This window comes from Aeromonas bivalvium, from assembly GCF_046078285.1.
Classification (GTDB): Bacteria; Pseudomonadota; Gammaproteobacteria; order Enterobacterales; family Aeromonadaceae; genus Aeromonas; species Aeromonas bivalvium.
Window position 1 is genome coordinate 1,468,156 of sequence record NZ_JBGXBV010000001.1, and the last position, 24,527, is coordinate 1,492,682.

General features: G+C 66.5%; 27 protein-coding genes. 5 read left to right on the forward strand and 22 right to left on the reverse strand.

Annotated elements, in window-relative coordinates; genetic code table 11:
- Nucleotides 1-52: 52 nt before the first annotated feature.
- From folA to ACEUCR_RS06695, 4 genes are all read right to left on the reverse strand, one after another.
- Nucleotides 53-553, reverse strand: coding sequence for a type 3 dihydrofolate reductase (gene folA, locus ACEUCR_RS06680; RefSeq protein WP_111873429.1), 501 nt, complete (start codon nucleotides 551-553; stop codon nucleotides 53-55).
- Between the two features lie 13 nt (nucleotides 554-566).
- A complete protein-coding gene (locus tag ACEUCR_RS06685; RefSeq protein ID WP_111873505.1) occupies nucleotides 567-1,034 on the reverse strand; it encodes a threonine/serine exporter family protein in 468 nt (155 codons plus the stop codon).
- 58 nt (nucleotides 1,035-1,092) lie between these two features.
- The gene (locus ACEUCR_RS06690) at nucleotides 1,093-1,896 is read right to left on the reverse strand and encodes a threonine/serine exporter family protein (RefSeq protein WP_041995462.1); all 804 of its coding nucleotides are present in this window, start codon (nucleotides 1,894-1,896) and stop codon (nucleotides 1,093-1,095) included.
- 247 nt (nucleotides 1,897-2,143) lie between these two features.
- Nucleotides 2,144-2,485 (reverse strand): DUF3135 domain-containing protein, encoded by a 342-nt coding sequence (locus ACEUCR_RS06695; RefSeq protein ID WP_111873430.1) that lies wholly within the window; start codon nucleotides 2,483-2,485, stop codon nucleotides 2,144-2,146.
- Between the two features lie 412 nt (nucleotides 2,486-2,897).
- On the opposite strand from ACEUCR_RS06695, the gene mog reads away from it, so the two are divergent.
- Nucleotides 2,898-3,428, forward strand: coding sequence for a molybdopterin adenylyltransferase (gene mog, locus ACEUCR_RS06700; protein ID WP_392445243.1), 531 nt, complete (start codon nucleotides 2,898-2,900; stop codon nucleotides 3,426-3,428).
- 58 nt (nucleotides 3,429-3,486) lie between these two features.
- Here mog and ACEUCR_RS06705 read toward each other — a convergent pair whose 3' ends face one another.
- The 16 genes from ACEUCR_RS06705 to ACEUCR_RS06780 are packed head-to-tail and all read right to left on the reverse strand — an operon-like array spanning nucleotide 3,487 to nucleotide 19,199.
- Nucleotides 3,487-4,713, reverse strand: coding sequence for a beta-ketoacyl-ACP synthase (locus ACEUCR_RS06705; protein WP_392445245.1), 1,227 nt, complete (start codon nucleotides 4,711-4,713; stop codon nucleotides 3,487-3,489).
- Between the two features lie 52 nt (nucleotides 4,714-4,765).
- The gene (locus ACEUCR_RS06710; protein WP_111873432.1) at nucleotides 4,766-5,491 is read right to left on the reverse strand and encodes a 3-ketoacyl-ACP reductase FabG2; all 726 of its coding nucleotides are present in this window, start codon (nucleotides 5,489-5,491) and stop codon (nucleotides 4,766-4,768) included.
- A gap of 55 nt (nucleotides 5,492-5,546) precedes the next feature.
- Nucleotides 5,547-6,008, reverse strand: coding sequence for an ApeP family dehydratase (locus ACEUCR_RS06715; protein WP_408746848.1), 462 nt, complete (start codon nucleotides 6,006-6,008; stop codon nucleotides 5,547-5,549).
- Nucleotides 6,001-7,236: a beta-ketoacyl-ACP synthase gene (locus ACEUCR_RS06720; RefSeq protein WP_408788914.1), complete on the reverse strand. Its 1,236-nt coding sequence runs from the start codon at nucleotides 7,234-7,236 to the stop codon at nucleotides 6,001-6,003. The genes ACEUCR_RS06715 and ACEUCR_RS06720 overlap by 8 nt, the downstream gene beginning before the upstream one ends.
- Nucleotides 7,233-7,808 carry a DUF3261 domain-containing protein gene (locus tag ACEUCR_RS06725; RefSeq protein WP_408788917.1) on the reverse strand — a complete coding sequence of 192 codons (576 nt, stop codon included), beginning with the start codon at nucleotides 7,806-7,808 and terminating at the stop codon, nucleotides 7,233-7,235. The genes ACEUCR_RS06720 and ACEUCR_RS06725 overlap by 4 nt, the downstream gene beginning before the upstream one ends.
- Entirely contained in the window at nucleotides 7,805-10,159 is a 2,355-nt protein-coding gene (locus ACEUCR_RS06730) for an MMPL family transporter (protein WP_408788920.1), read from the reverse strand. Before ACEUCR_RS06730 ends, ACEUCR_RS06725 begins: the two co-directional genes overlap by 4 nt.
- Nucleotides 10,149-10,757 carry an outer membrane lipoprotein carrier protein LolA gene (locus tag ACEUCR_RS06735; protein ID WP_408788923.1) on the reverse strand — a complete coding sequence of 203 codons (609 nt, stop codon included), beginning with the start codon at nucleotides 10,755-10,757 and terminating at the stop codon, nucleotides 10,149-10,151. Before ACEUCR_RS06735 ends, ACEUCR_RS06730 begins: the two co-directional genes overlap by 11 nt.
- Nucleotides 10,758-10,768: 11 nt before the next feature.
- Nucleotides 10,769-11,194, reverse strand: a complete 426-nt coding sequence (locus ACEUCR_RS06740; protein ID WP_041999570.1) for an acyl-CoA thioesterase — start codon at nucleotides 11,192-11,194, stop codon at nucleotides 10,769-10,771.
- 35 nt (nucleotides 11,195-11,229) lie between these two features.
- Nucleotides 11,230-12,822 carry an HAL/PAL/TAL family ammonia-lyase gene (locus tag ACEUCR_RS06745; RefSeq protein ID WP_408789077.1) on the reverse strand — a complete coding sequence of 531 codons (1,593 nt, stop codon included), beginning with the start codon at nucleotides 12,820-12,822 and terminating at the stop codon, nucleotides 11,230-11,232.
- Entirely contained in the window at nucleotides 12,812-14,593 is a 1,782-nt protein-coding gene (locus tag ACEUCR_RS06750) for a glycosyltransferase family 2 protein (RefSeq protein WP_408789080.1), read from the reverse strand. The genes ACEUCR_RS06745 and ACEUCR_RS06750 overlap by 11 nt, the downstream gene beginning before the upstream one ends.
- Nucleotides 14,590-16,590 carry an ApeI family dehydratase gene (locus ACEUCR_RS06755; protein ID WP_408788926.1) on the reverse strand — a complete coding sequence of 667 codons (2,001 nt, stop codon included), beginning with the start codon at nucleotides 16,588-16,590 and terminating at the stop codon, nucleotides 14,590-14,592. Before ACEUCR_RS06755 ends, ACEUCR_RS06750 begins: the two co-directional genes overlap by 4 nt.
- Nucleotides 16,583-17,152 (reverse strand): COG4648 family protein, encoded by a 570-nt coding sequence (locus tag ACEUCR_RS06760; protein WP_408788929.1) that lies wholly within the window; start codon nucleotides 17,150-17,152, stop codon nucleotides 16,583-16,585. The genes ACEUCR_RS06755 and ACEUCR_RS06760 overlap by 8 nt, the downstream gene beginning before the upstream one ends.
- 39 nt (nucleotides 17,153-17,191) lie before the next feature.
- Nucleotides 17,192-17,440, reverse strand: coding sequence for an acyl carrier protein (locus ACEUCR_RS06765; RefSeq protein ID WP_041999614.1), 249 nt, complete (start codon nucleotides 17,438-17,440; stop codon nucleotides 17,192-17,194).
- A gap of 21 nt (nucleotides 17,441-17,461) precedes the next feature.
- Nucleotides 17,462-17,716, reverse strand: a complete 255-nt coding sequence (locus ACEUCR_RS06770; RefSeq protein ID WP_408788931.1) for a phosphopantetheine-binding protein — start codon at nucleotides 17,714-17,716, stop codon at nucleotides 17,462-17,464.
- A gap of 17 nt (nucleotides 17,717-17,733) precedes the next feature.
- Entirely contained in the window at nucleotides 17,734-18,492 is a 759-nt protein-coding gene (locus ACEUCR_RS06775) for a lysophospholipid acyltransferase family protein (RefSeq protein ID WP_041999583.1), read from the reverse strand.
- Nucleotides 18,477-19,199 carry a beta-ketoacyl synthase chain length factor gene (locus ACEUCR_RS06780; RefSeq protein WP_408788933.1) on the reverse strand — a complete coding sequence of 241 codons (723 nt, stop codon included), beginning with the start codon at nucleotides 19,197-19,199 and terminating at the stop codon, nucleotides 18,477-18,479. Before ACEUCR_RS06780 ends, ACEUCR_RS06775 begins: the two co-directional genes overlap by 16 nt.
- Before the next feature lie 265 nt (nucleotides 19,200-19,464).
- On the opposite strand from ACEUCR_RS06780, the gene ACEUCR_RS06785 reads away from it, so the two are divergent.
- From ACEUCR_RS06785 to ACEUCR_RS06800, 4 genes are all read left to right on the forward strand, one after another.
- The gene (locus ACEUCR_RS06785) at nucleotides 19,465-19,857 is read left to right on the forward strand and encodes a hypothetical protein (RefSeq protein WP_408788936.1); all 393 of its coding nucleotides are present in this window, start codon (nucleotides 19,465-19,467) and stop codon (nucleotides 19,855-19,857) included.
- 15 nt (nucleotides 19,858-19,872) lie between these two features.
- On the forward strand, nucleotides 19,873-20,955 hold the full coding sequence (locus tag ACEUCR_RS06790; RefSeq protein WP_408788938.1) for a methyltransferase: 1,083 nt from the start codon (nucleotides 19,873-19,875) through the stop codon (nucleotides 20,953-20,955).
- Between the two features lie 28 nt (nucleotides 20,956-20,983).
- Nucleotides 20,984-21,202: a hypothetical protein gene (locus tag ACEUCR_RS06795; RefSeq protein ID WP_111873442.1), complete on the forward strand. Its 219-nt coding sequence runs from the start codon at nucleotides 20,984-20,986 to the stop codon at nucleotides 21,200-21,202.
- Nucleotides 21,203-21,674: 472 nt separating this feature from the next.
- Nucleotides 21,675-22,400 (forward strand): carbonic anhydrase, encoded by a 726-nt coding sequence (locus ACEUCR_RS06800; RefSeq protein ID WP_408789082.1) that lies wholly within the window; start codon nucleotides 21,675-21,677, stop codon nucleotides 22,398-22,400.
- A 64-nt stretch (nucleotides 22,401-22,464) separates the two neighbouring features.
- Here ACEUCR_RS06800 and ACEUCR_RS06805 read toward each other — a convergent pair whose 3' ends face one another.
- Both ACEUCR_RS06805 and ACEUCR_RS06810 read right to left on the reverse strand, forming a co-directional pair.
- Nucleotides 22,465-23,373: a pseudouridine-5'-phosphate glycosidase gene (locus tag ACEUCR_RS06805; RefSeq protein WP_408788941.1), complete on the reverse strand. Its 909-nt coding sequence runs from the start codon at nucleotides 23,371-23,373 to the stop codon at nucleotides 22,465-22,467.
- Nucleotides 23,367-24,458 (reverse strand): PfkB family carbohydrate kinase, encoded by a 1,092-nt coding sequence (locus tag ACEUCR_RS06810; RefSeq protein ID WP_111873445.1) that lies wholly within the window; start codon nucleotides 24,456-24,458, stop codon nucleotides 23,367-23,369. Before ACEUCR_RS06810 ends, ACEUCR_RS06805 begins: the two co-directional genes overlap by 7 nt.
- Nucleotides 24,459-24,527 lie beyond the last annotated feature (69 nt).

Here is a 24,527-nt window from a genome sequence, read left to right on the forward strand (position 1 = left end):
AGACAGCAAAAAGGCCCGTACCGGGCCTCTTTTCATGATGGGACGCCGGGGATCAACCGGCGATCCGCTCCAGGGTTTCGAAGCGGTAGGGATGGGGGTTGCGTGCATCGGGCTGATGGGTCTCCTGCTCGATACAGCGCCACTGCGGCCCCTCATACTCCGGGAAGCGGGTATCCCCCTCTGCCGCCAGATCGATGTGAGTCAGATAGAGGCGATCCGCCCGCGGCAACAGCTGGGCATAGAGATGACCACCGCCAATCACCATCAACTCCGCCGGCGCCTCCCCCTCGGTCAGGGTGGTCAATGCGTCCTCGATGGAGGAGAACACCTCGATACCCGGCGCCGTGAATCCGGCATTGCGGCTGATCACCAGGTTACGTCGTCCGGGCAGCGGGCGGCCAATGGACTCGAACGTCTTGCGTCCCATCAACACCGGCTTGCCCAGGGTGACCCGCTTGAAATGGGCCAGATCGGCGGGCAGGTGCCAGGGCATCTGGTTGTCCAGCCCTATCACCCTGTCCCGGGCCATGGCGGCAATCATGGAAATCTTCATCTCGCAGCGTCTCTCACACAATGGGGCGGTTACGGTACACGACCAGGGAGGGTATCGCCAGCCCGAAGCTCAGGGCGCCGACGATGAAGAGCGCCTTGAGCCCATTTTCCAGCGCGCTCTCGATAAGTGTCATGGTCACGCCATGAATGTTGAGCTCGACGATGGCGATCATCGCCTTGAACGCATAGCCGCCGGGGATCATGGGGATGATGGACGCCACGCTGAACACGGGCCGTGGCGCCAGCAGCCGTCGCGACCAATAGACACAAACGAAACCCACCATGGTGGATGCCGCCAGGGTGGCCCATTCGATGGGCACCCCCTGGTGGATCAGCAGGGTGCGCAGGCTGTGGGCCAGGGCGCCCCCCATGGCGCAATATTTCAGCATGCGCGGCGGCACATTGAACAGCATGGCAAAACCGACGGCCGGAATGGCCGACCAGAAGCCATCCCTGGCCAGCAGCCAGAACAGCTCCATCATGGCCTCCCCCTCACAGCCGACCGGGCAGGCAGGCGCCTCATGGGGCACTGACCCAGGCTCATATCAGTCTCCACCATACCTTGCCTCCCCAGACCTCGGCGATGGACATCGCCAGAATGATGCCGATGGCGGCGCTGATGGTGAGCAGGCTCGCCGTCCCCCAGCGGGCCAGCCCCATGTTGAAGTAGCCCTTCACCATGTCGGAGACGGCATTGATGAGGGGAAAGCCGGGCACCAGCAGCAACACGCTGGCCGCCATGGCGAGATAGGGTTGCTGACCCCAGCCGAAGAAGGTGGCGCTGGAGGCGAGCAGAGTGGCGATGAAGCCGGTCACGGCAAAGTTGATGAGGGGGCTGTGATGGTGGCGCGCCATCAGCTGACGTACCCGCATGGCGCAGGCGCTGGCGAGGAAGGTCACCAGGAAGATGGGCCAGTCGCCGCCAAACAGCAGGCTGAAGGCACCGCAGGAGAGGCCCACCATGGGCACCACCAGCCAGGGGTGATAGTGGAACGGCTTGATGGCATCGAGGCGATGCCGAACCTCCCGCGCCTCGATCAGTTGCTTCTCCGCCATGATGCACAGACGCTGGATCTCGCACACCACCTGCATGTTGATGCCGTGTTCGCGGACCCGGCGAGTGGTGGTGACGCAGTGCCCCCGATAGAGGCTGGTCAAGACGATGGCGCTCGAGGAGATGGCCATCTCGACGCTCTCCAGCCCCAGTGCCAGACCGAGCCGCGTCGTGGTCTGCTCGATAAGACGGCTCTCGGCACCGAACTGGGCCAGCATCTGCCCCGTCTTGACGACGATACGGGTGACGTCCGTCTGCTGTTCCCGGGACAGCTCCCTGCTTGGGCTCATACTTCTCATCTTCCCTTCGAGACATGGCGTGAAAGCCGTTATCTTAACCAAACCCGGCAGACCATTCATCCGGGAAGAGCGGGGGAAACAGGTGAGAAGATCAAGATGTTGGCAGATAACTCGTCCAGCGAGCGCCTCTGGCCGCCAACGCAGCGAAGGCGCCCCTTGATTTGGCGCCAAACGGAAAAGATGAAAGGATCATCGCCCCCAGCGGCGGATAAGGGCCCTGGCCCGCTATCCTCTGCCCTTATTTGGGGAGACGATCTTGCAGCGACACCACATTGTTATTTCGCCGGATCGGAGGAGGCGGCTCATCCTCGGGGGAGAGGGAGCAGAGCCGGTTCATCTCGCAATGCATCAGGAAGAAGGTCTCCTGCATCATGTTGACGATGCGAATGCAGCTGTCGATGGGGTTCTTGGCCAGGCGGCGCTGGCAATCGACCTGAAACTGCAACCCTCGCAACCTGCGCTGCTGATCCGGGCCTGCGCTGGCGATGACCGCCTCTATCTGTTCATAGAGCAGGGTTTCCAGCAATTGCGGCTCGCTGGCGGCGAGTCGTTTCAGGGTATCGAAGTCGGGTAATTCCATGGCTCCCTCCACTCTCGAGATGAGAGGGTGTGGTGCCAGTGCCCGACCGGGCCCGGCACCCTCTACTGGTTATATATGCCAGCGAGGGCGGGAGTTCAATTTGACGGCGACGGGGGCAAGGCTCCCATTGAAAACGTATTTTCATGATGCCTTCCTATTCCCCATTAGGGATCAACACCTTGAATATGGAGGGCGGCAAATAAGTCCTAACGCTATTACTTATACATTTTTCATGGCCATAGCCGCGTCATTATTCCCCTTTCTCGAAACATCCCCTGAAAATATATTTTCAAGCACAGGAACGCCTGTGGAAAATGACCGCCTCGAAAGAGAGGCGTCATATAGGGCGTTTAACACATCTATCTGATTATGCTATTTTATTTGCCTATTTACCGTCACGACAAGGGGTCGTATGAACAAGGCAAGAATCGGCATCGTCACCGTCAGCGACCGCGCCAGCGCAGGCATCTACGAGGATCTCTCCGGCAAGGCCATCATGGAGACCCTGGGCAGCTATCTCACCTCGCCCTGGGAGCCGGTCTACCGGCTGATCCCCGATGAGCAGGATCAGATAGAGGCGACCCTGGCCCGGCTGGCGGACGAGGAGGGGTGCTGCCTCATCGTCACCACGGGCGGCACAGGACCGGCCAGACGGGATGTCACCCCTGAAGCCACCGAGGCGGTGTGCGATCGCATGATGCCGGGCTTTGGCGAGCTGATGCGGGCCGAATCCCTCAAGTTCGTGCCCACCGCCATACTGTCGCGCCAGACCGCGGGCCTGCGGGGCAGCACCCTCATCGTCAACCTGCCTGGCAAGCCCAAGTCCATCCGCGAGTGTCTGGATGCGGTCTTCCCCGCCATCCCCTACTGCATCGATCTGATGGAGGGACCCTATCTCGAGTGCGACGAGCGCGTCATCAAGCCGTTTCGTCCCAAGAAATAGCCTGCCCCCCCTATGACAGAGGCGCCCCTGGCGCCTCTGTTCATTCAGGGACGCGCCTTCATGACCAGCGCTTGAAGATGAGCGAGGTGTTGATGCCGCCAAAGGCAAAATTGTTGGACATCAGGTAGCTGGCATCCAGCACCCGGCCACCACTACGGATATGGTCCAGGGGGGCGCAGGCGGGATCCGGCTCGCCGAGGTTGAGGGTGGGGGCAAACCAGCCCTCTGCCATCATCTCCAGGGAGAGCCAGGCCTCGACGGCGCCGCAGGCCCCCAGGGTGTGACCGAAATAGCTCTTGAGGGAGGAGATGGGGGTCTTGTCCCCGAACAGGGCCGAGGTGGCGTGGCTCTCGGCGATGTCCCCCCGCTCGGTGGCGGTGCCGTGGGCGCTGATGTAATCGATCTGCCCGGCCTCCAGGCCGGCGTCGGCCAGGGCCAGGGCCATGCAGAGCTGCATCGTCTCTTGCTGGGGCTGGGTGACATGGGCCGCATCGCAGTTGGTGGCAAAACCCACCAGCTCGGCGATGATGGGGGCGCCCCGTGCCTGGGCATGCTCCAGCTCCTCCAGGATCAGGGTGCCCGCCCCCTCCCCTATCACCAGACCGTCCCGTTGCCGATCGAAGGGCCTGGGGCTCAGCTCGGGGTGATCGTTCATCTGGCTGGTGGCAAACAGGGTGTCGAACACCACGGCCTCGGACGGGCAGAGCTCCTCCGCGCCCCCCGCCACCATGAGATCCTGGTAGCCGTGCTTGATCGCCTCATAGGCATAGCCGATGCCCTGGCTGCCGGAGGTACAGGCGCTGGAGGTGGGAATGACCCGACCCCGCAGGCCGAAGAAGAGGCCGGTATTGACCGCCGCCGTGTGAGGCATCATCTGCACATAGGTGGTGGCCGTGATGCTGGCCGTGGTCTTGTCGTTGAGCATGGCGCCAAAGGCGCTGATGGGTGCCGTGCTGCCGGTGGAGGAGCCATAGGCGATGCCGGTACGCCCGCCGGTCAGCACGGGGTGACCGAGAAGCCCGGCCCGGGCCAGGGCCAGCTCGGTCGCCACGGTCGCGAGCTCGGAGACCCGCCCCATGGCCCGGGTCTTCTTGCGGGGATAGTGCGCCGGCAGCGTAAAATCCGGAATGGGGGCCGCCAGCCGGGTGTTGAGACCGTCATAGACGGCCCACTCCGGCATCTGGCGCACCGCGTTGCGCTCCGCCTTGAGGCGGGGCCCCACGCTCTGCCAATCGTTGCCAAAGGCGGTCACCCCGGCCATGCCGGTTACCACGACCCGCTTCATATTCCCACTCCCTGCCATGTGTGACGCGTTTGAATCAAGAGACTGACTGCGTTCATATCAGCCCCCCGTTGATGGAGATCACCTGACGGGTGACATAGCCTGCGATGTCCGACATCAGATAGGAGACCAGGCCCGCCACCTCGTCCGCCTGCCCCATCCGCTTGAGGGGGATCATCTTCATCGCCTCGGCCTCCACCTCGGCGCTCACCATGCCGGTGTCGATGAGGCCGGGGGCGACACAGTTGACCGTGATCCTGCGCTTGGCCAGCTCCAGGGCCAGGGCCTTGCTCGCCCCTATGATCCCCGCCTTGGCGGCGCTGTAGTTGACCTGCCCCCGGTTGCCCATGATGCCGGAAACCGACGACAGGGTGACGATGCGCCCGCCCCGGCGCAGCCCTATCATGGGCATGATGCAGGGCTTGAGCAGGTTGTAGAAGCCGTCCAGGTTGGTGTGCAGCACCCCGTCCCACTCCTCGTCGGTCAGGGCCGGGAAGGCGCCATCGCGGATGACGCCGGCATTGCTGACCACGCCGTAGTAGGCGCCATGGGCCTCGATATCGGACTCGAGCCGGCTGCGGCACTGCTCCCGGTTCGAGATGTCGAACTGGATCAGCCGCCCCTGGCCTCCGGCCGCCACTATGGCGTCCAGGGTCATCTGGGCACCTGTCTCATCGCCGTGATAGTGCACCACTATGTGAAAGCCATCGGCGGCCAGTCTCAGGGCGATGGCGCGGCCTATACCCTTGCTGGCCCCGGTCACCAGTACGGTGGAATTCATCATCAATCCTTTCCTCACAGATTCATCAAATTCGGTCTTGCCGCCGGTCCGGCGCTCATGGCGATGACGGCGCCAGCAGCTGAGCCAGCTCTCCCTCGGCGGGGAGATAGGTACTGAGCCTGGCCTCGGCACACGGTTGCCCCTCGCGCAGGATCCGGCACTCGAAGCTGGCCATGGCACCATCCTCCAGCAGGCATTCGGCCTCGATCGTCAGGCGATCCCCAGGGGCGAAGGCGGCTACCCGGCTGCGATACTGGCGGCTGCCAAGCAGCATGCCGATGCGCACCGGCTCCCCCCGCTCCCGTCCCCGCATCCCGGCCCAGGCGGCGATGGTCTGGGCCATCAGCTCGATGCCGACCCAGCCCGGCAGGGCGCCATCGGCATCGAGCAGCAGGGCGTGACGCTCCCCCACCCGGGTCTCGCAGCAGACCCGGGGCCCCTGATAATCCAACAGGCGATCCAGCAGCAGCATGGGGGCCTGATGGGGCAAGAGCGCGTCGATGGCTATCTCATTCATGGGAGGCTCCCTCTTCTCGCGCCGGGACCCGTCCCAGCAGCAGGCTGACATTGTTGCCACCGAAGGCAAAGGAGTTGGACAGCACCCGGGCCAGCGGCCTTGCCGGCACATCCCCCCGGGCCAGCCGGATGGGGGCCAGGGCGGGATCCTGGGCCTCCCCCTGACGGGGCGGCGCCATCTCCCGGGCGAGCAACAGGCAGCAGATCGCCGCCTCTATGGCACCGGCCGCCCCCAGGGTATGGCCGGTCAGCATCTTGCTTGAGCTGGCGGGCGCGCTCTGCGCCGCCCCGAACAACCGGGCGAGGGCCAGGCTCTCCATCTCGTCGTTGAGCCGGGTCGCGGTGCCGTGGAGATTGATGTAATCCAGCTCGCCCGGCGTCACTCCCCCCTGGCGCAGCGCCATGCGCATGGCCGCCTCGGCCCCCAGCCCCTCTGGGTGGGGTGCCGAGACATGCCAGGCGTCGGAAGACTCGCCCGCCCCCAGCAGGGCGAGCACGGCCCGCTCCCGGGTCAGCAGGAAGAGGGCGGCCCCCTCCCCTATGTTGATGCCGCACCGCTCGGCCCCGAAGGGACGGCAGCGGCTGAGACTGAGGGACTCCAGGCTGTCGAAGCCGTTGAGGGTCAGGCCGCACAGGCTGTCGACGCCGCCGACGATGACGGCATCCGCCAGCCCGGTCGCCAGCAGCCGCTGGCCGCTGATAAAGGCGCGGGCGCTGGAGGAGCAGGCGGTGGAGAGGGTATAGGCCGGGCCGGTCAGGGCCAGGTGGCGGGCGAGAAAATCGCTCGGGGAGCCCAGCTCCTGCTGGCGATAGTCAAACCCGGCCGGGATCCCCTCCCCCCCCTGCCAGGCGGCGACCGCCCGCTCCGCCTCGGCGATCCCCGAGGTGCTGGTGCCGAGCACGATGGCGATGCGATCCTGAGCCAGTCGGGCCATGAGCGCATCCAGCCCGGGCCGGATCTGGGCCAGGGCCGCCAGCAGCAGGCGGTTGTTGCGCGAGTCGTAGGCCGACAGTGCCTGTGGCACGGACGGCAGAGCCCCTTTCACCCGGCCGACCGGGGTCAGCCTGCCGTCGCTCAGTGGCTGGCACTCGCCGTCCAGGGGGCTGATCCCGCTCTCCTGCCAGCGGCTCAGGGCCGCAGCGACCGCCGTCTTCCCCTCTCCCAGGGCGCAGATCAGGCCGTAATCCGCAATGAAGCAGGGAGAGACGCGAGTCATCACAGTGTTCATGGGGCCAGTTTCTCCATCTGCAGCTCGTAATCGAAGGCGTGCTGCACCAGGCGCACCGGCTCCCGCTCCCCGCCTATCTCCCGGTAGTGGATCTCGCTCACCAGGGTACCCGCAGGATCCCGCAGGCGACGCACCATGCCCTCGTCCTCCAGACGCCAGCCCCTGGGCAGCCTGGGCTGCCAGGCCGAGAGGGGCCAGTAGCCGAGCATGACGTCGGCCAGCACCTGGGCCACCGGCGGCAGCGCCGTGCCCCCCAGCAGGCTGGAGAGCTGCTCGCTGCGGATCGCCTCGCCGTCATAGCTCAGCCGAAACAGCCGGATCCCGCTCGGGGTCAGCCCCACCAGGGTGAGCTGGCGACCGTCTGCCTCCAGCACCGTCAGCAGCTGATGCTCGCCGCCCCGGGTCCGGGCACTGATCAGCTGCTGGCGATAGAGGGGCCTATCCCGCAGGGGAGCGGGCAGCACCAGGCTGACGGTCGGGGTCAGCAGGGCGCGGTTGTCCGGCGCCCCGGCGCCTGACCGATCGGCACAGGCCGTGAGCAGCAGCAGACCAAACAGCATCGCAATTCTCATGATTTCTCCAACACCAGGGGCGACAGCAGGAAGGCGGTAAAGATACCCCCGCTCAACACCAGGCCGAAGCCCGCGATGGCCGGGGTGTGACTCAGGGCCAGCAAACCGAACGCCAGCTGGGTGGTCAGGTTCGCCAGCAGGACCGCCAGCAGGGTCGCCCGCTGACGCCGGGGATCGGCGCCGCTGTGGGCGAAGAAGAGCCCATAGTCGATGCCGATGCCAAAGATCAGGGCGAGGGCCAGCACCCCGAACAGGGTGAGAGGCTGGTCGAAGGCGGCGAGCAGGGCCAGACCGGCCCCGAGCGCCAGGCCATTGACCAGCAGGATCCGCCCCCCCTTGCGCCAGCCGAGCCGGTACCAGAGCAGGCCGCCCACCAGGGCGACGGCCAGGGCCAGCAGCTCGGCCAGGGTGAGGCGGTAGTGGGCGAACAGCTGGCTCCACTGGCTGCGCTGATCCTGCCAGAACACCCCCTCCCGTCCCTCGGCCAGGGCCGCCAGGGCGGCGGGATCCGCCACGCCGTTCACCGGCAGCCAGAGGGCCACCCGGCCATCGGCCAATCCGTGCCACAGCAGGCGGCTCCCCTCGCTGACCGGACTGGCCAGCCACTGGGCCGCCGTAAGGGGGCGCAGTGCGGGGATGGAGGCCGTCACCGGCAACCCGGCACCATTGAGCCGCGCCACCACCTCGGGCAGCAGGCGCGCCAGGGCGTCGTGATCGGCCTGCTGGCGCGCCAGGGAGGGCAACCACCCGCTCAAGGAGACGAAACCCGCCAGCTGTCCCTGCGTCCTGGCACTGGCCAGGGCCGGGGTCAGGGCTTCGAGCCGTTGCAGCGCCGTCTCCCCATCCGGTCCCGTCACCAGAAAGCCCGCCATGCCTCCCTGCTGGCCGGTGAGGTGCTGCACCTGCCGCTCCTGGGCCTGTAGCAGGGTGGGCAGGGGTTGCAGGCGGGCGATGTCATCGTCCACCCGCAGCTGGCTGAGCCCCCAGACCACCAGCAGCAGGCAGAGCAGGGGCAGGCCGGTGCGCAGCCAGCGCCGCTCGCGCCAGAGGGCGAGCCAGGCTTCCAGCCACGTCACGACCCTGGGGGTGCCCAGGGGCAGAGGCCCCAGCCAGAGCGGGAACAGGCAGAGCACAGTCAGCAGGGCGGCCAGCAGGCCGACCAGGGCGCACAGGGCCAGCTGCTGCAAACCGGGGAAGGGGGCCAGCCAGAGCAGGCCATAGCCCACCAGGGTGGTGAGGAGCGCCAGCCAGAGGCTGGGCTGCAGCCGAGCCCGGGTCTGATGGGGGCTCTCATCCTGCCCGCAGAGACGGCGCTCGGTCAGAAAATGGATCCCGTAGTCGATGGCGATGCCGATGAGGCTGGTGCCGATCACCAGGGTGAACAGATGCACCTCGCCAAACCAGAGCAGCACGGCGAGCAGCCCCCAGCACAGACCCACGACGATGGGCAACAGGGAGAGCCAGAGCGCGCGCAGCGAGCGAAACGCCAGCCAGATGAGCAGCACCACCCCCAGCAGGGAGCCGAGCCCTATGGTGGAGATGTCCGCCTGGGCCAGCCGGCTGGCATGCTGGCTGTAAAACAGCGTGCCACGGCGCAGCAACTCCAGCCCGGGATAGGCGGCCTTGAGGGCCTGCTCCGCCTGGTCGAGGCGCCCGAGCAGGGCGTCGTTGCGGGAGAGGTCGAAGGCCGAGAGATTCAGTTCGGCCCGCAGCAGGAACCAGCGGCGCCCCTCCTCGTCCCGGCTCACCAGCCAGCCCTGATCCAGGGTCAGGGGGGTGGCTCCCTGCCCCTGCACCCCGGCCCGGGTCAGCAGCAGGGGATCTTGCTGCCACTCGGCGCGGGAGACGCCGCCGAAGGGGCTGTAGATCTGGCCGAGCACCCACTGGCTCCAGGCCTCTGGGCCCGCAGCCAGCCTGGTCCGGCTGGCCTCGTCGAGCCGCTGCCAGGCGTAATCGTGCTGATAGGCCTGCCAGGCACCGGCCAGCTCGGGCTGGGCACCGCGCACCGCGTCAAGCTCGGGCAGGGCGGCCAGGGCCTTAGCCCACTGCGCCGCCGCAGGGCGGCCATCCTGGCCCGGGGGCAGGCTCAGCATCCAGATCAGCTGACGGTCGAGCTGGCGCAGCAGCCCCTGTTGCAGGGCCGGATCCAGCGTGGCCCGCTCGCTGTGGGGCAGCAGATCCATCAGGCTGGTGTTGATGCGGCTCGTGCTCAGCTGCCAGCCGAGCAGGGCCAGGGCCAGCAGGCAGAGCAGCAGCCAGAGCCGGGCGAGCCGGCGCCAGTTACCCTCGCTCAGGCCCGCCGCTGAGTGCCGCGGGGAGTGATGGCCACGGCTGCGCTGATCAGGGAGCAAAATGGGCCTGCTCCTCGGCGTCGAGCGGCAGGGTCACCTCTTGCCAGTCAGAGAAGCGGATCCGGGTCTCATCCCCCTGGCGATCCGTTATCAGCAGCCAATCCAACCGATGGCCCCCCTTCAGCATCAGGCGGGAGAACACCTTGTCCAGGGGGGCCGCCAGCGGGGTCAGCCCCAGGCGCCAGCCCTGTTCATCTGAGGAGAAATCGAGGGCGAAGTAGCGGGCCAGGGCCTGCTCATCGGAACCGAACAGCGCCAGCAGCATGGTGCTGAACTCCAGCAGCTGGGGGCTGTCGATGATCTGCGCTGGCCCCTGACCCACCTGCTGGCGCATGCGCTGGGCCGTCAGGCTCAGTGCCAGCTCGAAGGGCTGTTGCTGATGCCACCAGAGCCCCTGGCCGCGCACCAGCAGCAGCTCGCCGCTGGCCTTCAGCGGCTGGGCCAGTCCTTCCACCTGTTTCTCCTGCTCAAAATGCGCCCGCTGGGCCGGCTCGGCGCTCAGCAGCTCCCGCACCTCGGCCTGGGTCATGGGCAAGGCCAGTGCAGCCAGCGGCAGCAGCAACAGGCAGGCACAGAGCCAGCCTTGTACTCCCTTCATCAAGACCCCCTTCATTCATCGACTCCCAGCCTGTCGAGCAGCACCCGGGGCGAGGCGAGGCACATCTCGCCGCTCTCCTTGCTCACCGCCACCTGGATGCTGTAACCCTTGCTGGTGCGCACGCCGCTCCCGGCATCGAACAGCTCGTACTCTATCTTGAGGCGGTTCTGATACTCCCGCAGCTGCGCCACCACCCGCACCTTCTGGCCAAAGCGCAGGGGCGCCATGTACTTGAGGCGCAAGTCGATGACGGGCCAGAGGTAGCCGGAGGCCTCCATCTGGGGGTAGTTGTAATCGATAGTCTCGAGCAGGGCGCAGCGGGCCAGCTCGATATAGCGCACGTAATGGCCATGCCAGGCCACCGCCATCATGTCCACGTCATGAAACGGGATCTCGATCTCGATGCTGTGGCTGATCATCCAGGACTCATGCTGCATCGGAAACCTCGATACCTTGGCTTGTCATCCAGAGTTCAGCTTGCATCGCGCGCCTCCTCATAGAGCGGATAGTGGCGCCCCTGCAACCGGACGATCAGGGCCCTGAGCTCCTGCTCCAGGGGCCTGTCTTCCACCAGGGCCGGATGATGCTCCCGCACCGCCAGCACCATCTCCCGCAGTGCCGGGCTCAGGGCGGCCAGGGAGCCCCCCATGGCCAGTCGCAGCTCCACCCCCTGCACCGCCGCCAGCAGGCAGGCGGCTCCCACCTGCTCGGTCAGGGTCAGCACCCGCAGGGCGTCCCGCGCCGCTATGGTGCCCATGCTCACCTTGTCCTGGTTGTGGCACTCGGTGGAGCGGGAGAAGACGCTGGCCGGCATGGTCAGCTTGAGGGCCTCGGCAGTCCAGGCGGAGACCCCGATCTGCACCGCCTTGAAGCCGTGGTTGATCATGCGCCGCTCGCCGCTGGCGCCGGAGAGGTTGCTCGGCAGGCCGCCGTTGAACTTGATGTCCACCAGCTGGGCCAGCTGGCGATCGAGCAGATCGGCCAGGTTGGCCACCGCCGTCTTCATGCTGTCCATGGCCATGGCGATGTGGCCGCCATAGAAGTGGCCGCCGTGCATCACATGCTCCCCCTCTCCGTCGATGAGGGGGTTGTCATTGGCGCTGTTGAGTTCGTTTTCGATGAGCTGGCGCCACCAGGGCAGGCTGTCGGCCACCACCCCGATGACGTGGGGGGCGCAGCGCAGGGAGTATCTGTCCTGCAGCCGGTCGCTGTGGCGGGGCAGCTCGCCCGCCACCAGATCCGCCCTCAGCCAGGCCGCGACCCCCTGCATGCCGGGATGGGGCTTGGCCGCAAACAGCCTCTCGTCGAAGTGGAAGGCATTACCCCCCATGGCGACGCTGACCAGGGCGGTGATCCGGGTCGCCAGCTTCATCAGATATTCGGTGCGGGCATAGGCGAGGCAGGCCAGCGCCGTCATCACCGAAGTGCCGTTCATCAGCGCCAGCCCCTCTTTTGGCCTCAGCACCAGAGGAGTGATGCCGAGGGCGTCATAGACCTCGGCCGTGCTCGCCAGCTGGCCATCCCGATAGAGTTCGCGCTCCCCCACCAGCACGGCGGCCACGTAGGAGAGCGGGGTAAGATCGCCACTGGCGCCGACAGAGCCCTCTTCGGGGATGCGGGGGACGAGATCCTGCTCCAGCAGCCAGCAGAGCCGGGCCAGCAAGGCCGGGCTCACCCCGGAGACCCCCTGGGCCAGGGAGCAGAGCCGGGTCGCCAGCACGGCGCGCCCCGCCTCCAGGCTCAGATTTTCCCCCAGGCCACAGCCGTGAAAACGGGTCAGGTGCAGGGGCAGCTCGGCCACCAGGGCCGGGGGCACGGCCCGGGTCACCGAGTCGCCATAGCCAGTGGTCACCCCATAGATGACCCCCTCGTCTGCCAGCAGCCTGTCGAGAAAATCGGCGCCCCGCTGGATGCGGGCGGTGAAGGCGGGATCCGGGTTGAGCTCGGGGCGGGCGCGGCGCCGGGCCAGGGCCACCACCTGCTCTATGGTGAGGGGGCCGGCGCCGAAGGTGACCTTGTGCAGGCCGTCATGGGCCTGGCGGGATGGGGTGGAATCACTGTTCATCATGAGTTAGCTGCCAGAAATCGAAGAAGTTGAACCAGTCCAGCGGCGCCTGCAGGCAATGGTGCTGCAACCTGTCCGCATAGGCCTGCACCCAGTGGCGCAGCGCCGCCTCCCGCTCGGCGCGCGGCAACCACAGCCGCTCGGCGAAGGGCTCGAAGTGGACCCGAAAATGCCCCTGCTCCTTGAGGCCAAACATCAGGTAGACGGGGCAGGCCAGCACGCTCGCCAGGGCGAAGGGGCCCAGGGGGAAGGGGGCCGGGGCGCCGAGAAAGTCGGCCCAGACCACCCGTTTCTCCCGGGTGACCGAGGTGCGATCGCCGACGATCACCACCCACTCCCCCGCCTCTATCTTCTCCTTGAGCAGGATGGCGGTGTCCGCCCCCATCTCCTGCACCTGGATAAGATTGAGACCTGATCCCGGGTTGATCTGCTGGAGCAGGGCGTTGAAGCGGGCCGCATGACGGGTGAACACCAGGGCGTTGATGCGCACCTGGCCAAGGCGGGTGCCGAGGGCGCGGCACAGTTCGAGATCCCCCAGGTGGGAGCCCAGCAGCAGCAGGCCCTGACCGTTTCGGATCGCCGCCTCGTGGTGCTCGCGCCCCACCAGCTCGACCCGCTCCGGGGCTATGTCCCCGCGCCAGCCCGCCAGCTTGTCCAGGGCCGCTTCGCCAAAGCGCAGGAAGTGGCGAAAGCTCGACCTTGGCTCCTCGGGCAGACGGACCCCCTCGGTCGCCGCGAAGGCTTCGAGCCGCGCCAGATACTGCTCGGAGGCCGCGCGCTGGCGGCGCCCGGTCAGCCAGAAATAGCCGATCACCGGATAGAGCAGGGCCCCAAAGCCCCGCCGCCCGAGCAGCCGATAGCTGGCCAGCATGATCTGCAAGCCCAGCAGGCTGCCCCGTTCCGGTGTGCGTGACCAGTGTCTCTGCCCCCACTGGAACCAGGTCTCTCTCGGCCGCCCCGGCAGGCTGCCACCCTCCTGTTCCGGCGTGCGTGACCCGTGTCTGCATGACCCAAGCGCCCGACCCTGCCGCCAGAGCCGGGCAGGCCATCCCAGCCCCTTGCCCACGAGATCCCACAGCAGGCGGCACACCAGCCGGGTGTGCATCCAGGAGATGGCCAGGTTGTCCTGCCAAAGCCGGAAGTGAGAGCTGCCATCGGCGGGATAGGTGACCCGGGTCGGCACGAAGCGCATGGGCACCCCGCGCCAATGGAGGCGCACCATCACCTCGGTGTCGAAATCCATCCGCCGGCCGAGTCGCACCTCGCCAAGCAGGGCGCAGCTGGCCGCCACCGGGTAGACCCGAAAGCCGCACATGCTGTCCTCGATGGCAAAGGAGAGGGTCTCTATCCAGACCCAGACATGGGTGACATAGCGACCATAGAGACGCCCCCTGGGCACGGAATCGTCATAGCGGGGGCGACCGGACACCAGGGCCTCGGGATGGGCCTTCGCCTCCTCGAGCAGGCGCGGCACGTCACCGAGATCGTGCTGACCATCCGCATCCAGTTGCAGGGCATGGCTGAACCCCGCCGCCCTCGCGGCCATGAGGCCGCTCATCACGGCGGCGCCCTTGCCCCGGTTCTCGGGGTGGCGCAGCAGGGTGAGCCAGTCCCCGTGCTCCCCCGCCAGGGCATCCAGGGCGGCGGCGGCGACGGGTTCGCTACCATCGTCGACCAGCAGGCAGGGCAGCCCCATGGGCTTGAGGCTGGCCAGCACCCCGGCCAGGGGGCGCGCATGGTTGTAACAGGGGATGATGATGCAGGGCGTCAGGGACATAGGGCCACCCGTCCGCTGCTGACGTGCTCGCCCGCCACCTTGTAGCCAAACAGCAACTGGCCCTTGTCGGCCAGCCAGCTGAGGTGCAGCTCGCACTCCTGGCCCGGGCGCAGGGGGCGCTGGAACTTGAGCTGGCTCATGCCGCCAAAGGCGCCATCAACCCCCGGCAGCAGGCGGCCATAGTGCATCGCCCAGTGTACCTGGGTCACCCCGGGCAGCAGGGGGGCGCCGGGAAAATGGCCGTGAAACCAGGGCAGCTCGGGGTCAAGGCGCAGGCGCAGCACCAGGCCATCCAGGGTCGGGGTCTGTTCCAGCAGGGTTGGCAGGGCACTCGGTGACATGGGGGCTCCGGTTTCGTGTCTCTCTTCCCGTTCGGGCTGGGTTCTGTCTGTCGGCGCCGTTGCGGCAACCGGGGCCTCGTCGAACAATGCCTTCAGCTCGGACCCGGGACGCTTGCCTTGACGGTTCGGGATGGGCAGGGCGGTGTCCGTCATGGGCTCGGCTCCCGTACCGGGCAACGGCAGCGGGGCCTCGTCGAACAATGCCTTCAGCTCGGACCAGGGACGCTTGCCTTGACGGTTCGGGATGGGCAAGGCGGTGTCCGTCATGGGCTCGGCTCCCGTACCGGGTAACGGCAGCGGGGCCTCGTCGAACAATGCCTTCAGCTCGGACCAGGGACGCTTGCCTTGACTGTTGAGGGGCAAGGTGTCCAGGCAGCGCACCCGGCGCGGCAGGGCCACCGGCTCGAGCCAGGGTCGCAGCTGCTCGCGCAGGGCGATGAGAAAGCGCCCGGGCCCAAGGGCCTGCCACTGGGCCCGCCCCTGCCGGCTCAGCACCAGCACGGCGCCAAGCTGCTGTCGGCGACCCAGTGTGAGGGGCAGCACGGCCGCCTCCGTCACCCAGGGCAGGGCCCGCAGTCGCCCCTCCACCTCATCGAGGGAGACCCGTTTCTCCTCGAGCTTCACCAGCCGATCCCCCCGCCCCAGCAGCGCAAAGCCCTGCCCAGTCAGGCGGATGCGATCGCCGCAGAGCAGCGGCTCGTCGTCGGGCAGGAAGGGGGAGCGCAGCAACAGGCGATCCTCGTCCGCCACAGACACCCGGATCCCCGGCATGGGCTGCCAGGGGGTGTCGGCCGTTTGGCTCTGACGCCAGGCGATGCCGCCGGTCTCGCTGCTGCCAAACACCTCCAGCGGCAGGACGCCAAACAGTTGCGCCGCCCGCCGGGCATGGTCCAGGGCCAGGGGCCCCCCCGAGGAGACCAGCAGGCAGCAGCCGGGCGCCTTGAGCCAGGGATCCAGCCGGCTGAGCAGGGCCGGGGAGGCAATCAGCGCCCACTTGCCCCCCTGGGCCGCCAGCTGCTCCGGATAGCGGGTCAGGGTGCGGCTGAAGGGCAGCCCCAGGACGAGGGGCAGCAGGATGCGAAACAACAGGCCATAGATGTGCTGATGGCTGACGCTCGCCAGCAGGCGCGCCCCCGCCAGCGTCTCGCCCCAGCGCGTCACCAGGACCCTGAGCTCGGCCTCGAGCTGATGCCAGGCCTTGGGGATCGCCTTGGGCTCCCCGGTGGAGCCCGAGGTAAACAGGGTCAGCGTCAGGGCACCGGGGGCCGGCCAGGGCTCTATGCTCTCTGGCATCTCGTCCAGGGGCAGTCGCAGCCAGGGGTGGTCGCTCCCCTCCCCCAGGGTCTCGCTGTCGGTCAGCACGGCATCGAACGCGGCGCCGAGCTCGGCCAGGGCGGCCGGGCGCTGGTGGCCGGGCAGCACGGCCTCGCGCCCCGTCAGGGCGCAGGCGAGCAGGGCCTGTGCAAACAGCAGGCTGTCCTCGAAACACAGGGCCCAGCGCCGGGCAGGCAGGGAGACCATCCGCTCGGCCAGGGCCTGGGCCCCCAGGCGCAGCTCGCCCAGCCCATGGCTCCCTTGCGGGCCGAAGGCCACCTCCTGATCGGGGTCCCGCCCCCAGATGAGGGCGAGCAGGCTGCCTTGGTCACTCATGGATAAAGCTCCGTTTGACCCGCAATCGCACCAGGTATTCCCCCCCCATCAGCAGCCCCATCAGCAGATAGCTGATGAGGCCGTTGTAGAGGCTCCAGAGCGCGAGATCCCCGTACCAGATGGTGGCGGCAGCCAGGGCGCCATTGACCAGGAAGAAGCCGCACCAGATCCGGGTAACCGTGCGGGTGTAGCGCACCCCGGCCGGGGGCAGTTCGGGATCGGTCAGGCGGGCGAGCCGCTCCACCAGGCTCATGGGCTGACCCAGGCTCCAGCCAAACAGGCCAAGCAGGGCCAGGGAGACGGCGAGGGGGTAATAGAGCAGCCAGTGCTGGGCGGAGAACAGGGCGCTCAGGGCGGTCAGCAACAGGCCGATGCAGGCGAGCAGGCGCCCGAGCAGCAGCCACTCACGGACAGGGGCGGCCCCGGGCAGCAGGCGCAGGGCGAAGGTGACCAGCAGGAGGACGAGCAGGGCAGAGCCGCCCCAGCGGGTCAGCCCCCAGTAGACGGCCAGGGGATAGGCCAGCAGCAGCCCCCCCGCCAGCAGGGATAACAGGCGCATCATGGCAGGCTCGGGCCCGCCGCCGCGCCCCTTGGGTGCGATTCAGGCATCGGCCAGCAGGCGTTCCACCGCCTCGACCACGTCGGCCACGGAGCGCACCGACTTGAACTCCTCGGGCTTGATCTTCTTGCCGGTGAGCTTTTGCAGGTGCACCACCAGATCGATGGCGTCTATGCTGTCGAGCTCCAGATCCTGATAGAGCTGGGCCTCTGGGGTCACCGCATCCTCGTCAACCTCGAACAGGTTCACCAGGGCGGCCTTCACCTGCGCAAAAATCTCGTCTCTGTTCATCTTCATCTCTCCGAAAGGGACTCAGGCCTGGGCCTGTACCAGGGCCACCAGGGCATCGACGCTGGCAAAGTGACGACGGGTATTCTCGTCATCGGCGGAGAGCACTATGCCAAAGCGGCTCTTGATGGCGAGCCCCAGCTCCAGCGCATCGATGGAGTCCAGCCCCAGGCCGTCGCCAAACAGGGGGGCCTGGCTGTCGATATCATCCAGGGTCAGCCCCTCCAGGTTGAGGCTGTCGATGATGAGTTGTTTTATCTCTTGTTGCAGGTCTTGCATGACGATTCCATATGCTGTCATTGGGTCCCGGGTTGCAGGACCCGGGTGAGAAATCGGGTTAACTGGCGGGCGGCCAGGGCGCTGCTTGCTTCCCCCTCGATCACCTCGGCGACGCTGACCTGTGGCAGAAATTCCAGGGTGAAGTGCGGCTTGTGCCGCGGCACCCGAAACCACTTGTCCTGTTTGGTCAGGAAGCGCTCGCTGCAGTGGATGCGCACCGGTTGTATCGGCACCTGGCTGCGCACCGCGAGCTGGGCCGCCCCCCGTTGCAGCCGGATAGGCTGACCCGGGGTGGTGCGGGTTCCCTCGGGGAACACCAGCAGCAGACCGCCGTGGCGCACCCGCTCGATACACAGGGGCAGCAGGCGCTCGGCCTCCACGTTGGCGATGTAATCGGCCGCGCGCACCACGCCGCCGAGGAAGGGATTATGCCACAGAGCCTGCTTGACGATGCAGTCGCATGCCGGCAGCTCGGCGGCCAGCATCACATAATCGAGCAGGCTGGGGTGATTGGCCACCACCAGAGCGCCCCGCAGCCCCCTTGGCATGCCGATCACCCGGTAGTCGAGCACCCCCAGTCCCTTGAGCAGCCCCATGAAGAGTCGAAAGCTCTGCTTGATGCTGGCCTGGGCCAGGGTGCGGCGTCTGGAGCCCCGCAGGCAGAGCGCCAGCAGCGGGAACCAGCAGAGGGTGAGCAGCAGGCCCCCCACGCCGAACAGGGCAAAGCCGAGCCCGGTGCCAAACAGGCGCCAGAGCCGGTTCAGTCGCGCCGCCATGACCACTCCTGACGTCCATCCCCCAGCAGGCACGCCTCCTGACTCAGCAGGTGGGCGCGCCAGAACGCCAGGGACTGGCTCAGCGCGGGGGGCTGGCTCGCCGCCCTCGCCCCCTCGCAGCGCCAGTGCGCAGCGGCGTCAGGGTCACCCTGCCCCCCCAGCACGAGCGCGACGGCATGGGGAGGCGTCTGGGCCAGCCAGGGGTGGTGAAAGGCCGGGATCTCCCCTTCGAAGGCGACCAGCAGCACCCGGCGCTGGCCGGCCCCCAGGTTCGCCACCGCCTCGGTCAGCCCCGCCATCAGGCTCGCCTCCCCCGCCGCCAGCGAGCTCATGGCCAGGGTCGCCTTGCCCTGGATGGAGCAGATCCCCGCCGCCGTGTTGTGTACCGACATGGAGAAATCCGTGGGCGAGAGGGCCTTGCCCGCCGCCAGCCCCTGGAGCAGGCTCATGGAGCGCGCCAGCTCGCCGTGACGGCTGACAAACACGGCGCTGTCGACGGGGTGGCGCGCCAGCATCGTCAGCCCCAGCTGCACCGCGAGACGGGATCCGGCGCTCAGGCGACGGGCCATCATCATGGGCAGCAAGGGGGTGGCTGGCAGGGGGGCGGCGCCGGGCCAGACCCCCGACTCGGCCCACTGGTGCCAAGACGCGGCCTCACTCAGGCCGGGAGCGAGCGCCTGCGCATCAAGGAGTGAAAATGAGAGCATGATGGCGACCTTCCGTCCTTGTTCGGCGCTATGGGTGATGAAAGGGGTCAATCCGGTTACCGGGCGTCAGCCGACGGGACAGGGCACGCGAATAACGAGGCCGCCACGGATGTCATAAATTCGGCGGGCATCATAGCATTATTTCCCCGGAATAATAGAAGGCAGATCATATAACTCATTGTCTACAGTCATCTTTTATTGAAAAACACCCAATAATGGTGTCTCATTGCCGCGCTTCATAAGAAACCTATGTAGGGAAACGACAATGCACAAGATGACCAAATCGGCGCTGCTGCTCGGCTGCTTCCTGCTCGCCGCCTGCTCCACCAGCCAGCCGGTCCGCAACCTGGCGGCCAATCAGGTCAATTTCACCCTCAATGAGGAGCAGGTCGGCAATGCCATTCTCAATGGCGGCCTGAGCAAGGGCTGGGTCATGAAAAAAGAACAGCCCGGCCTGATCCGCGGCCAATTGAACGTACGCCAGCACCAGGCGGTGATCAATATTCCCTATACCGCTCATGACTATTCCATCAATTATGTCAGCAGCATCAATCTCGATGATAACGGCAAGGGTGCCATCCACCGCAGCTATAACCGCTGGATCAACGGGCTGAATCAGGCCATCCAGATCGAACTCTCCCGCACCAGCCACCAATAAGAGCGAACCCGCCTCGTGAAACATTATCAGGGCGAGGCTCATGACGCCCTCGCCGCCATCAGTCAGGCCCAGCGCATCGCCTTCGGTCCCATGTTGTTTCAGGCGAGCTGGTGCCTGCGCGAAACCGGCGTGCTCGCCTATCTGGAGCGCTGTGGCCGCCAGGGTGCCACCACGGCCGAGATAGCCGGGGCCTGTTCCCTCAGTGAATACGGGGTCGGCGTGCTGCTCGACATGGGCCTCGGCGGCGGACTCTGTCACCTGGAAGGGGAACGCTATGTGCTCGGCCGGGTCGGTCGTTACCTGCAAAACGACCCCATGACCCGAGTCAACATGGATTTCACCCAGCACGTCTGCTATGCCCCCCTCGCCCACCTGCTCACCGCCATCCGGGAAGGCAGGCCTGAGGGGCTCAAGGTGTTCAGCCCCGACTGGGAGACCATCTATCCCCACCTGGATGACCTGCCGGAACCGGCGCGGGCCAGCTGGTTCGCCTTCGATCACTTCTACTCGGACTGGGCCTTCCAGCAGGCCCAGGACAAGGTCTTCGGCTACGAGCCCGCCACCCTCTATGACGTGGGCGGCAACACCGGCAAGTGGGCCATCTCCTGCGCGACCCGGGATCCCGCCCTGCGGGTCACCATCCTGGATCTGCCCGAGCAGCTCGCCCTGGCCCGTCCCAGGATTGCCCAGGCCGGGGTGGCGGACAGGGTCTGCGGCCATCCGGTCAACATGCTCGAGGCCGAGGGGCCCCTGCCCGGCGAGGCGGACATCTGGTGGATGAGCCAGTTCCTCGACTGCTTCAGTCACCCGCAGATCGTCGCCATCCTCACCCGTATCCGCCGCCACATGAAACCAGGCGCCAGGGTCTGCATCCTGGAGCTGTTCTGGGACAGGCAGAGCTTCGAGGCGGCGAGCTTCAGCCTCAATGCCACCTCCCTCTATTTCACCGCCATCGCCAACGGCAACAGCCGCTTCTACCACTCCAAGCAGATGTACCAGTGCCTGCGCGAGGCCGGTTTCCACGTGGAGGCCGAGCACGAGATCCCGGGCCCCGGCCACACCCTGCTGGTTGCCCGCCCCCTCCCCGGGGGGCAATAATGCCTCAGCCCTTAGCGAGGAGGTTGGAATGCGTCATTTATCCCTGAGTCACCCATCCCTGATGGCGCTGCTCGCCGGCCTGGTTCTGGCCGGTTGCGCCGACGTCAAGGAGGCGGGCCGCACCATAGGCCACACCACCAAGCAGGTGACCCGCGAAATTGGCCACACCACCCGGGATGTTACCCGTGAGATAGGTCACGGCACCCGGGATGCGGTCAAGCAGGTCGGCGAGGAACTGAGCGACTGACAACAGGAGCCCTGGCCCCTGTTGTCATGAGGACGCACTGAGCGGCAGCCATCATGGGCTCGACATCAGAGCGTGACGACACAGCCATGTTGAAAACACATGTTGAAAACACATGTTGAAAACACATGTTGAAAACAATGGATTGATACATTGCTGCCGATTCGCGCCGAGGCGATGGCAGTCAACCCAGCGCATTTGGTCTGGACGAATAACAAACCCATTCATCCACGGCAGCAGCCCATGAATTAGACTGCTGTCTTTGCATCCCGTAATCATTCAATATGCAGTGATGGTCGACCATTATGTAGATCCATTTCACATGGATCATAAATATCGTCGGCGATCACCCAGCCAATAATAAACATAGCGTCTGACCTTCTGTATCCCGCATTTCAGATGATGCCGTCCGTTATTTCCTCATCAATTGAAGGAAACGGATGGCCCTGCTTTTCAATCAAGATAAGGATGCATGATGAAAAAGTCCCTGCTGGCCGGCGCCCTGCTGCTCTGCCCCGCCGCCTTTGCCGCCACCCCGCACTGGGAATACAGCGGCGAGGCCGGCCCGGCGAAATGGGCCAGCCTGACCCCGGAATATGGCCAGTGCGCCGGCAGCAACCAGTCGCCGGTCAACCTCTCGGGTCTGGTGGAGGCCGAGCTGGCGCCGTTGCAGTTCCACTACCTGCCAGGCGGCAAGACGCTGGTCAACAACGGCCACACTGTGCAGGTCGACTATGCCCCCGGCAGCAGCCTGGAGCTCGATGGCATGCATTTTGAGCTCAAGCAGTTCCACTTCCACGCCCCCAGCGAAAACCTCATCGAGGGCAGATCCTATCCGCTTGAGGGACATCTGGTGCATGCCAACGCCAAGGGGGAGCTGGCGGTGGTCGCCGTGATGTTCGAGCCGGGTCAGGCCAACCCGGCCCTGAGTCAGGCCTGGCAGGACCTGCCAGCCAAGGCGGGGGAGCTGCGCCAACTCAAGGAAGCGGTCTCGGCAGAGCTACTGCTGCCCGCCCAGCGCGACTACTACCGCTTCAGCGGCTCCCTGACCACGCCGCCCTGCTCGGAAGGGGTGCGCTGGCTGGTGATGAAGCAGCCGGTGCAGGCAAGCCAGGCCCAGATCGACACCTTCAAGACGGTGATGCACCACCCCAACAACCGACCCGTCCAGCCCCTCAACGGACGATTGGTGCTGCAATGACCCTGCACCAGAAATCCATATGAAAAGAGGGCCCGTGGGCCCTCTTTTATGTTGCGACAGCGGATCACAGGCTGGCGGCTATGCGTGCCCCCAACGCTGCGTTGTTCAGTACCAACTGGATGTTCGCCGCCAGGGAGTCACCCCCGGTCAGCTCGCACACCCGGGCCAGCAGGAAGGGGGTGGACGCCTTGCCCTTGACCCCCTGATCGTCCGCTTCCCGCAGCGCCTGGGCAATGGCGGCGTCTATGTCTGCCTTGGGCATGGCAAATTGGGCCGGGATGGGGTTTGCCACCACGGCGCCGCCCGCCAGCCCCAGCTCCCACTTCAGACGCAGTGCCTGCGCGATCGCCGCCGGGGTGTCGAGGCGGTAATCCACCTTGAAGCCGCTCTCCCGGGTGTAGAAGGCGGGCAGCTCCTCGGTCTGGTAGCCGATGACCGGCACCCCCTGGGTCTCCAGGTACTCCAGGGTCAGACCGATGTCGAGGATGGACTTGGCACCGGCACAGACCACGGCCACCGGGGTCTGGGCAAATTCCTGCAGGTCGGCGGAGATATCGAAGGTCTCCTGGGCGCCGCGGTGCACGCCGCCGATGCCGCCGGTGGCGAACACCCGGATCCCCGCCATGGCGGCGATGATCATGGTGGAAGCGACCGTGGTCGCCCCCAGACCCTTGTTGGCCAGCACGAAGGGGATGTCGCGACGGCTGCACTTGGTGGCGGCATGACCGGCACGGCCCAGCGCCTCCAGGGCCCCCTCATCCAGCCCCACCTTGAGGCGGCCATCTATGATGGCGATGGTGGCCGGCACGGCGCCATTGTCCCGCACCACCTGCTCCACCTGGCGCGCCGTCTCCACGTTCTGCGGATAGGGCATGCCGTGGGAGATGATGGTGGACTCCAGGGCAACGACGGGTTTGCCGGCGGCCAGGGCTTCGGCGACGACAGGTTGGATATCGAGGTAAGGGTTCAACATGGGTACTCCTCCAGCATGCGTTCAACGGCGGCCTTGGATAGGCCGGAAAAGACGGTATCGGAACAATTGACGGTGAGGGCGGCGCAGCCGAGGGCGAACCGGGTCGCCTCCATGATGCCCTGCTCCAGCAACCAGGCGTGGGCCAGCCCTGCCATGAAGGCATCGCCGCCGCCGGTCACGTTGACGACCGGGCTGCCGAGCACGGGCAGATGGCCCTGGCAGGCCCCGTCGCTGTAGAAGATCCCCTGATCGCCGAGGCTCAGGAACAGCCGCTGCACCCCGGCGCGGTGGAACCAGGCCGCCGCCATGGGCCAGGTATCGGGCCCGGCGATGCGCAAGCCGCACAGCTGCTCCGCCTCGCTGCGGTTCGGCTTGAGGGTGTGGATGCGGTGCAGCCAGGGGCGGATCTTCTCCACCTTGGCCACAGAGACGGTGTCCACGAAGATGGTGTGCTCCCCCTGGCGCTCGAACAGCCAGTCCAGGGTGTGGGTGGCGAGGTTGGTGTCGAGGACCCAGAGCCGGGCCGCCCCGAGAAATCCGCTCAAGGGAGCGAGCCTGGCCGGGGTGAGCTGTTCGATGATCCCCATGTCGTTGACGGCGCAGCTCATCTCGCCGCTGCCATCGTGCAGGCTGAGGTAGCAGGAGGTGGCCTCGCCGTCCAGCACCAGTACCTGGCGCACGTCGACCCCGGCCCGCTGGCTCACCTCCAGCAGGTGGTGGCCGTACTGATCGTTGCCCACCGCGGTCAGCAGCCGGGTGTCGGTGCCAAGGCGCGCCAGGTTCTCGGCGATGTTGCGCCCCACCCCGCCGGCGGAGGTGCGCACCCGGCCCGGGTTGGAGTCGCCAATGCGCAGGTTGTCATGGCTGCTACCGCAGATATCCATGTTGGCGCCGCCGATCACCACGGCATAGGGGCCTTCGCGCAGCACATAGCCGCGCCCCTGCACATAGCCCTGGCGCATCAGGCTGGAGATGTGGCTCGCCAGCGCAGAGCGGCTGATGCCGAGCCTGTCCGCCAGCTCCTGCTGGGCAATCATAGGATCCTGGCGCAGCAGGGCGAGGATCTCTTGCTCACGTTCCGTCATAGACAAACATCCAATTACAAACGTTTGTCTATTATTTATGGAAAACGTTTTACCGCCATCCTCTCGTGC

Bases quoted from the DNA above. Each gene is read 5' to 3' on its own strand.
- ACEUCR_RS06805 (WP_408788941.1), bottom strand. From the start codon at position 23,373: ATGTTGAACCCTTACCTCGATATCCAACCTGTCGTCGCCGAAGCCCTG.
- ACEUCR_RS06710 (WP_111873432.1), bottom strand. From the start codon at position 5,491: ATGAATTCCACCGTACTGGTGACCGGGGCCAGCAAGGGTATAGGCCGC.
- ACEUCR_RS06785 (WP_408788936.1), top strand. From the start codon at position 19,465: ATGCACAAGATGACCAAATCGGCGCTGCTGCTCGGCTGCTTCCTGCTC.
- ACEUCR_RS06765 (WP_041999614.1), bottom strand. From the start codon at position 17,440: ATGAACAGAGACGAGATTTTTGCGCAGGTGAAGGCCGCCCTGGTGAAC.
- ACEUCR_RS06755 (WP_408788926.1), bottom strand. From the start codon at position 16,590: ATGAGTGACCAAGGCAGCCTGCTCGCCCTCATCTGGGGGCGGGACCCC.
- ACEUCR_RS06695 (WP_111873430.1), bottom strand. From the start codon at position 2,485: ATGGAATTACCCGACTTCGATACCCTGAAACGACTCGCCGCCAGCGAG.
- ACEUCR_RS06735 (WP_408788923.1), bottom strand. From the start codon at position 10,757: ATGAAGGGAGTACAAGGCTGGCTCTGTGCCTGCCTGTTGCTGCTGCCG.
- ACEUCR_RS06780 (WP_408788933.1), bottom strand. From the start codon at position 19,199: ATGCTCTCATTTTCACTCCTTGATGCGCAGGCGCTCGCTCCCGGCCTG.
- ACEUCR_RS06795 (WP_111873442.1), top strand. From the start codon at position 20,984: ATGCGTCATTTATCCCTGAGTCACCCATCCCTGATGGCGCTGCTCGCC.
- ACEUCR_RS06690 (WP_041995462.1), bottom strand. From the start codon at position 1,896: ATGAGCCCAAGCAGGGAGCTGTCCCGGGAACAGCAGACGGACGTCACC.
- ACEUCR_RS06715 (WP_408746848.1), bottom strand. From the start codon at position 6,008: ATGAATGAGATAGCCATCGACGCGCTCTTGCCCCATCAGGCCCCCATG.
- ACEUCR_RS06740 (WP_041999570.1), bottom strand. From the start codon at position 11,194: ATGCAGCATGAGTCCTGGATGATCAGCCACAGCATCGAGATCGAGATC.
- ACEUCR_RS06775 (WP_041999583.1), bottom strand. From the start codon at position 18,492: ATGGCGGCGCGACTGAACCGGCTCTGGCGCCTGTTTGGCACCGGGCTC.
- ACEUCR_RS06810 (WP_111873445.1), bottom strand. From the start codon at position 24,458: ATGACGGAACGTGAGCAAGAGATCCTCGCCCTGCTGCGCCAGGATCCT.
- ACEUCR_RS06800 (WP_408789082.1), top strand. From the start codon at position 21,675: ATGAAAAAGTCCCTGCTGGCCGGCGCCCTGCTGCTCTGCCCCGCCGCC.
- folA (WP_111873429.1), bottom strand. From the start codon at position 553: ATGAAGATTTCCATGATTGCCGCCATGGCCCGGGACAGGGTGATAGGG.
- ACEUCR_RS06760 (WP_408788929.1), bottom strand. From the start codon at position 17,152: ATGATGCGCCTGTTATCCCTGCTGGCGGGGGGGCTGCTGCTGGCCTAT.
- ACEUCR_RS06725 (WP_408788917.1), bottom strand. From the start codon at position 7,808: ATGAGAATTGCGATGCTGTTTGGTCTGCTGCTGCTCACGGCCTGTGCC.
- ACEUCR_RS06720 (WP_408788914.1), bottom strand. From the start codon at position 7,236: ATGAACACTGTGATGACTCGCGTCTCTCCCTGCTTCATTGCGGATTAC.
- ACEUCR_RS06705 (WP_392445245.1), bottom strand. From the start codon at position 4,713: ATGAAGCGGGTCGTGGTAACCGGCATGGCCGGGGTGACCGCCTTTGGC.
- ACEUCR_RS06685 (WP_111873505.1), bottom strand. From the start codon at position 1,034: ATGATGGAGCTGTTCTGGCTGCTGGCCAGGGATGGCTTCTGGTCGGCC.
- ACEUCR_RS06745 (WP_408789077.1), bottom strand. From the start codon at position 12,822: ATGAACAGTGATTCCACCCCATCCCGCCAGGCCCATGACGGCCTGCAC.
- ACEUCR_RS06770 (WP_408788931.1), bottom strand. From the start codon at position 17,716: ATGCAAGACCTGCAACAAGAGATAAAACAACTCATCATCGACAGCCTC.
- mog (WP_392445243.1), top strand. From the start codon at position 2,898: ATGAACAAGGCAAGAATCGGCATCGTCACCGTCAGCGACCGCGCCAGC.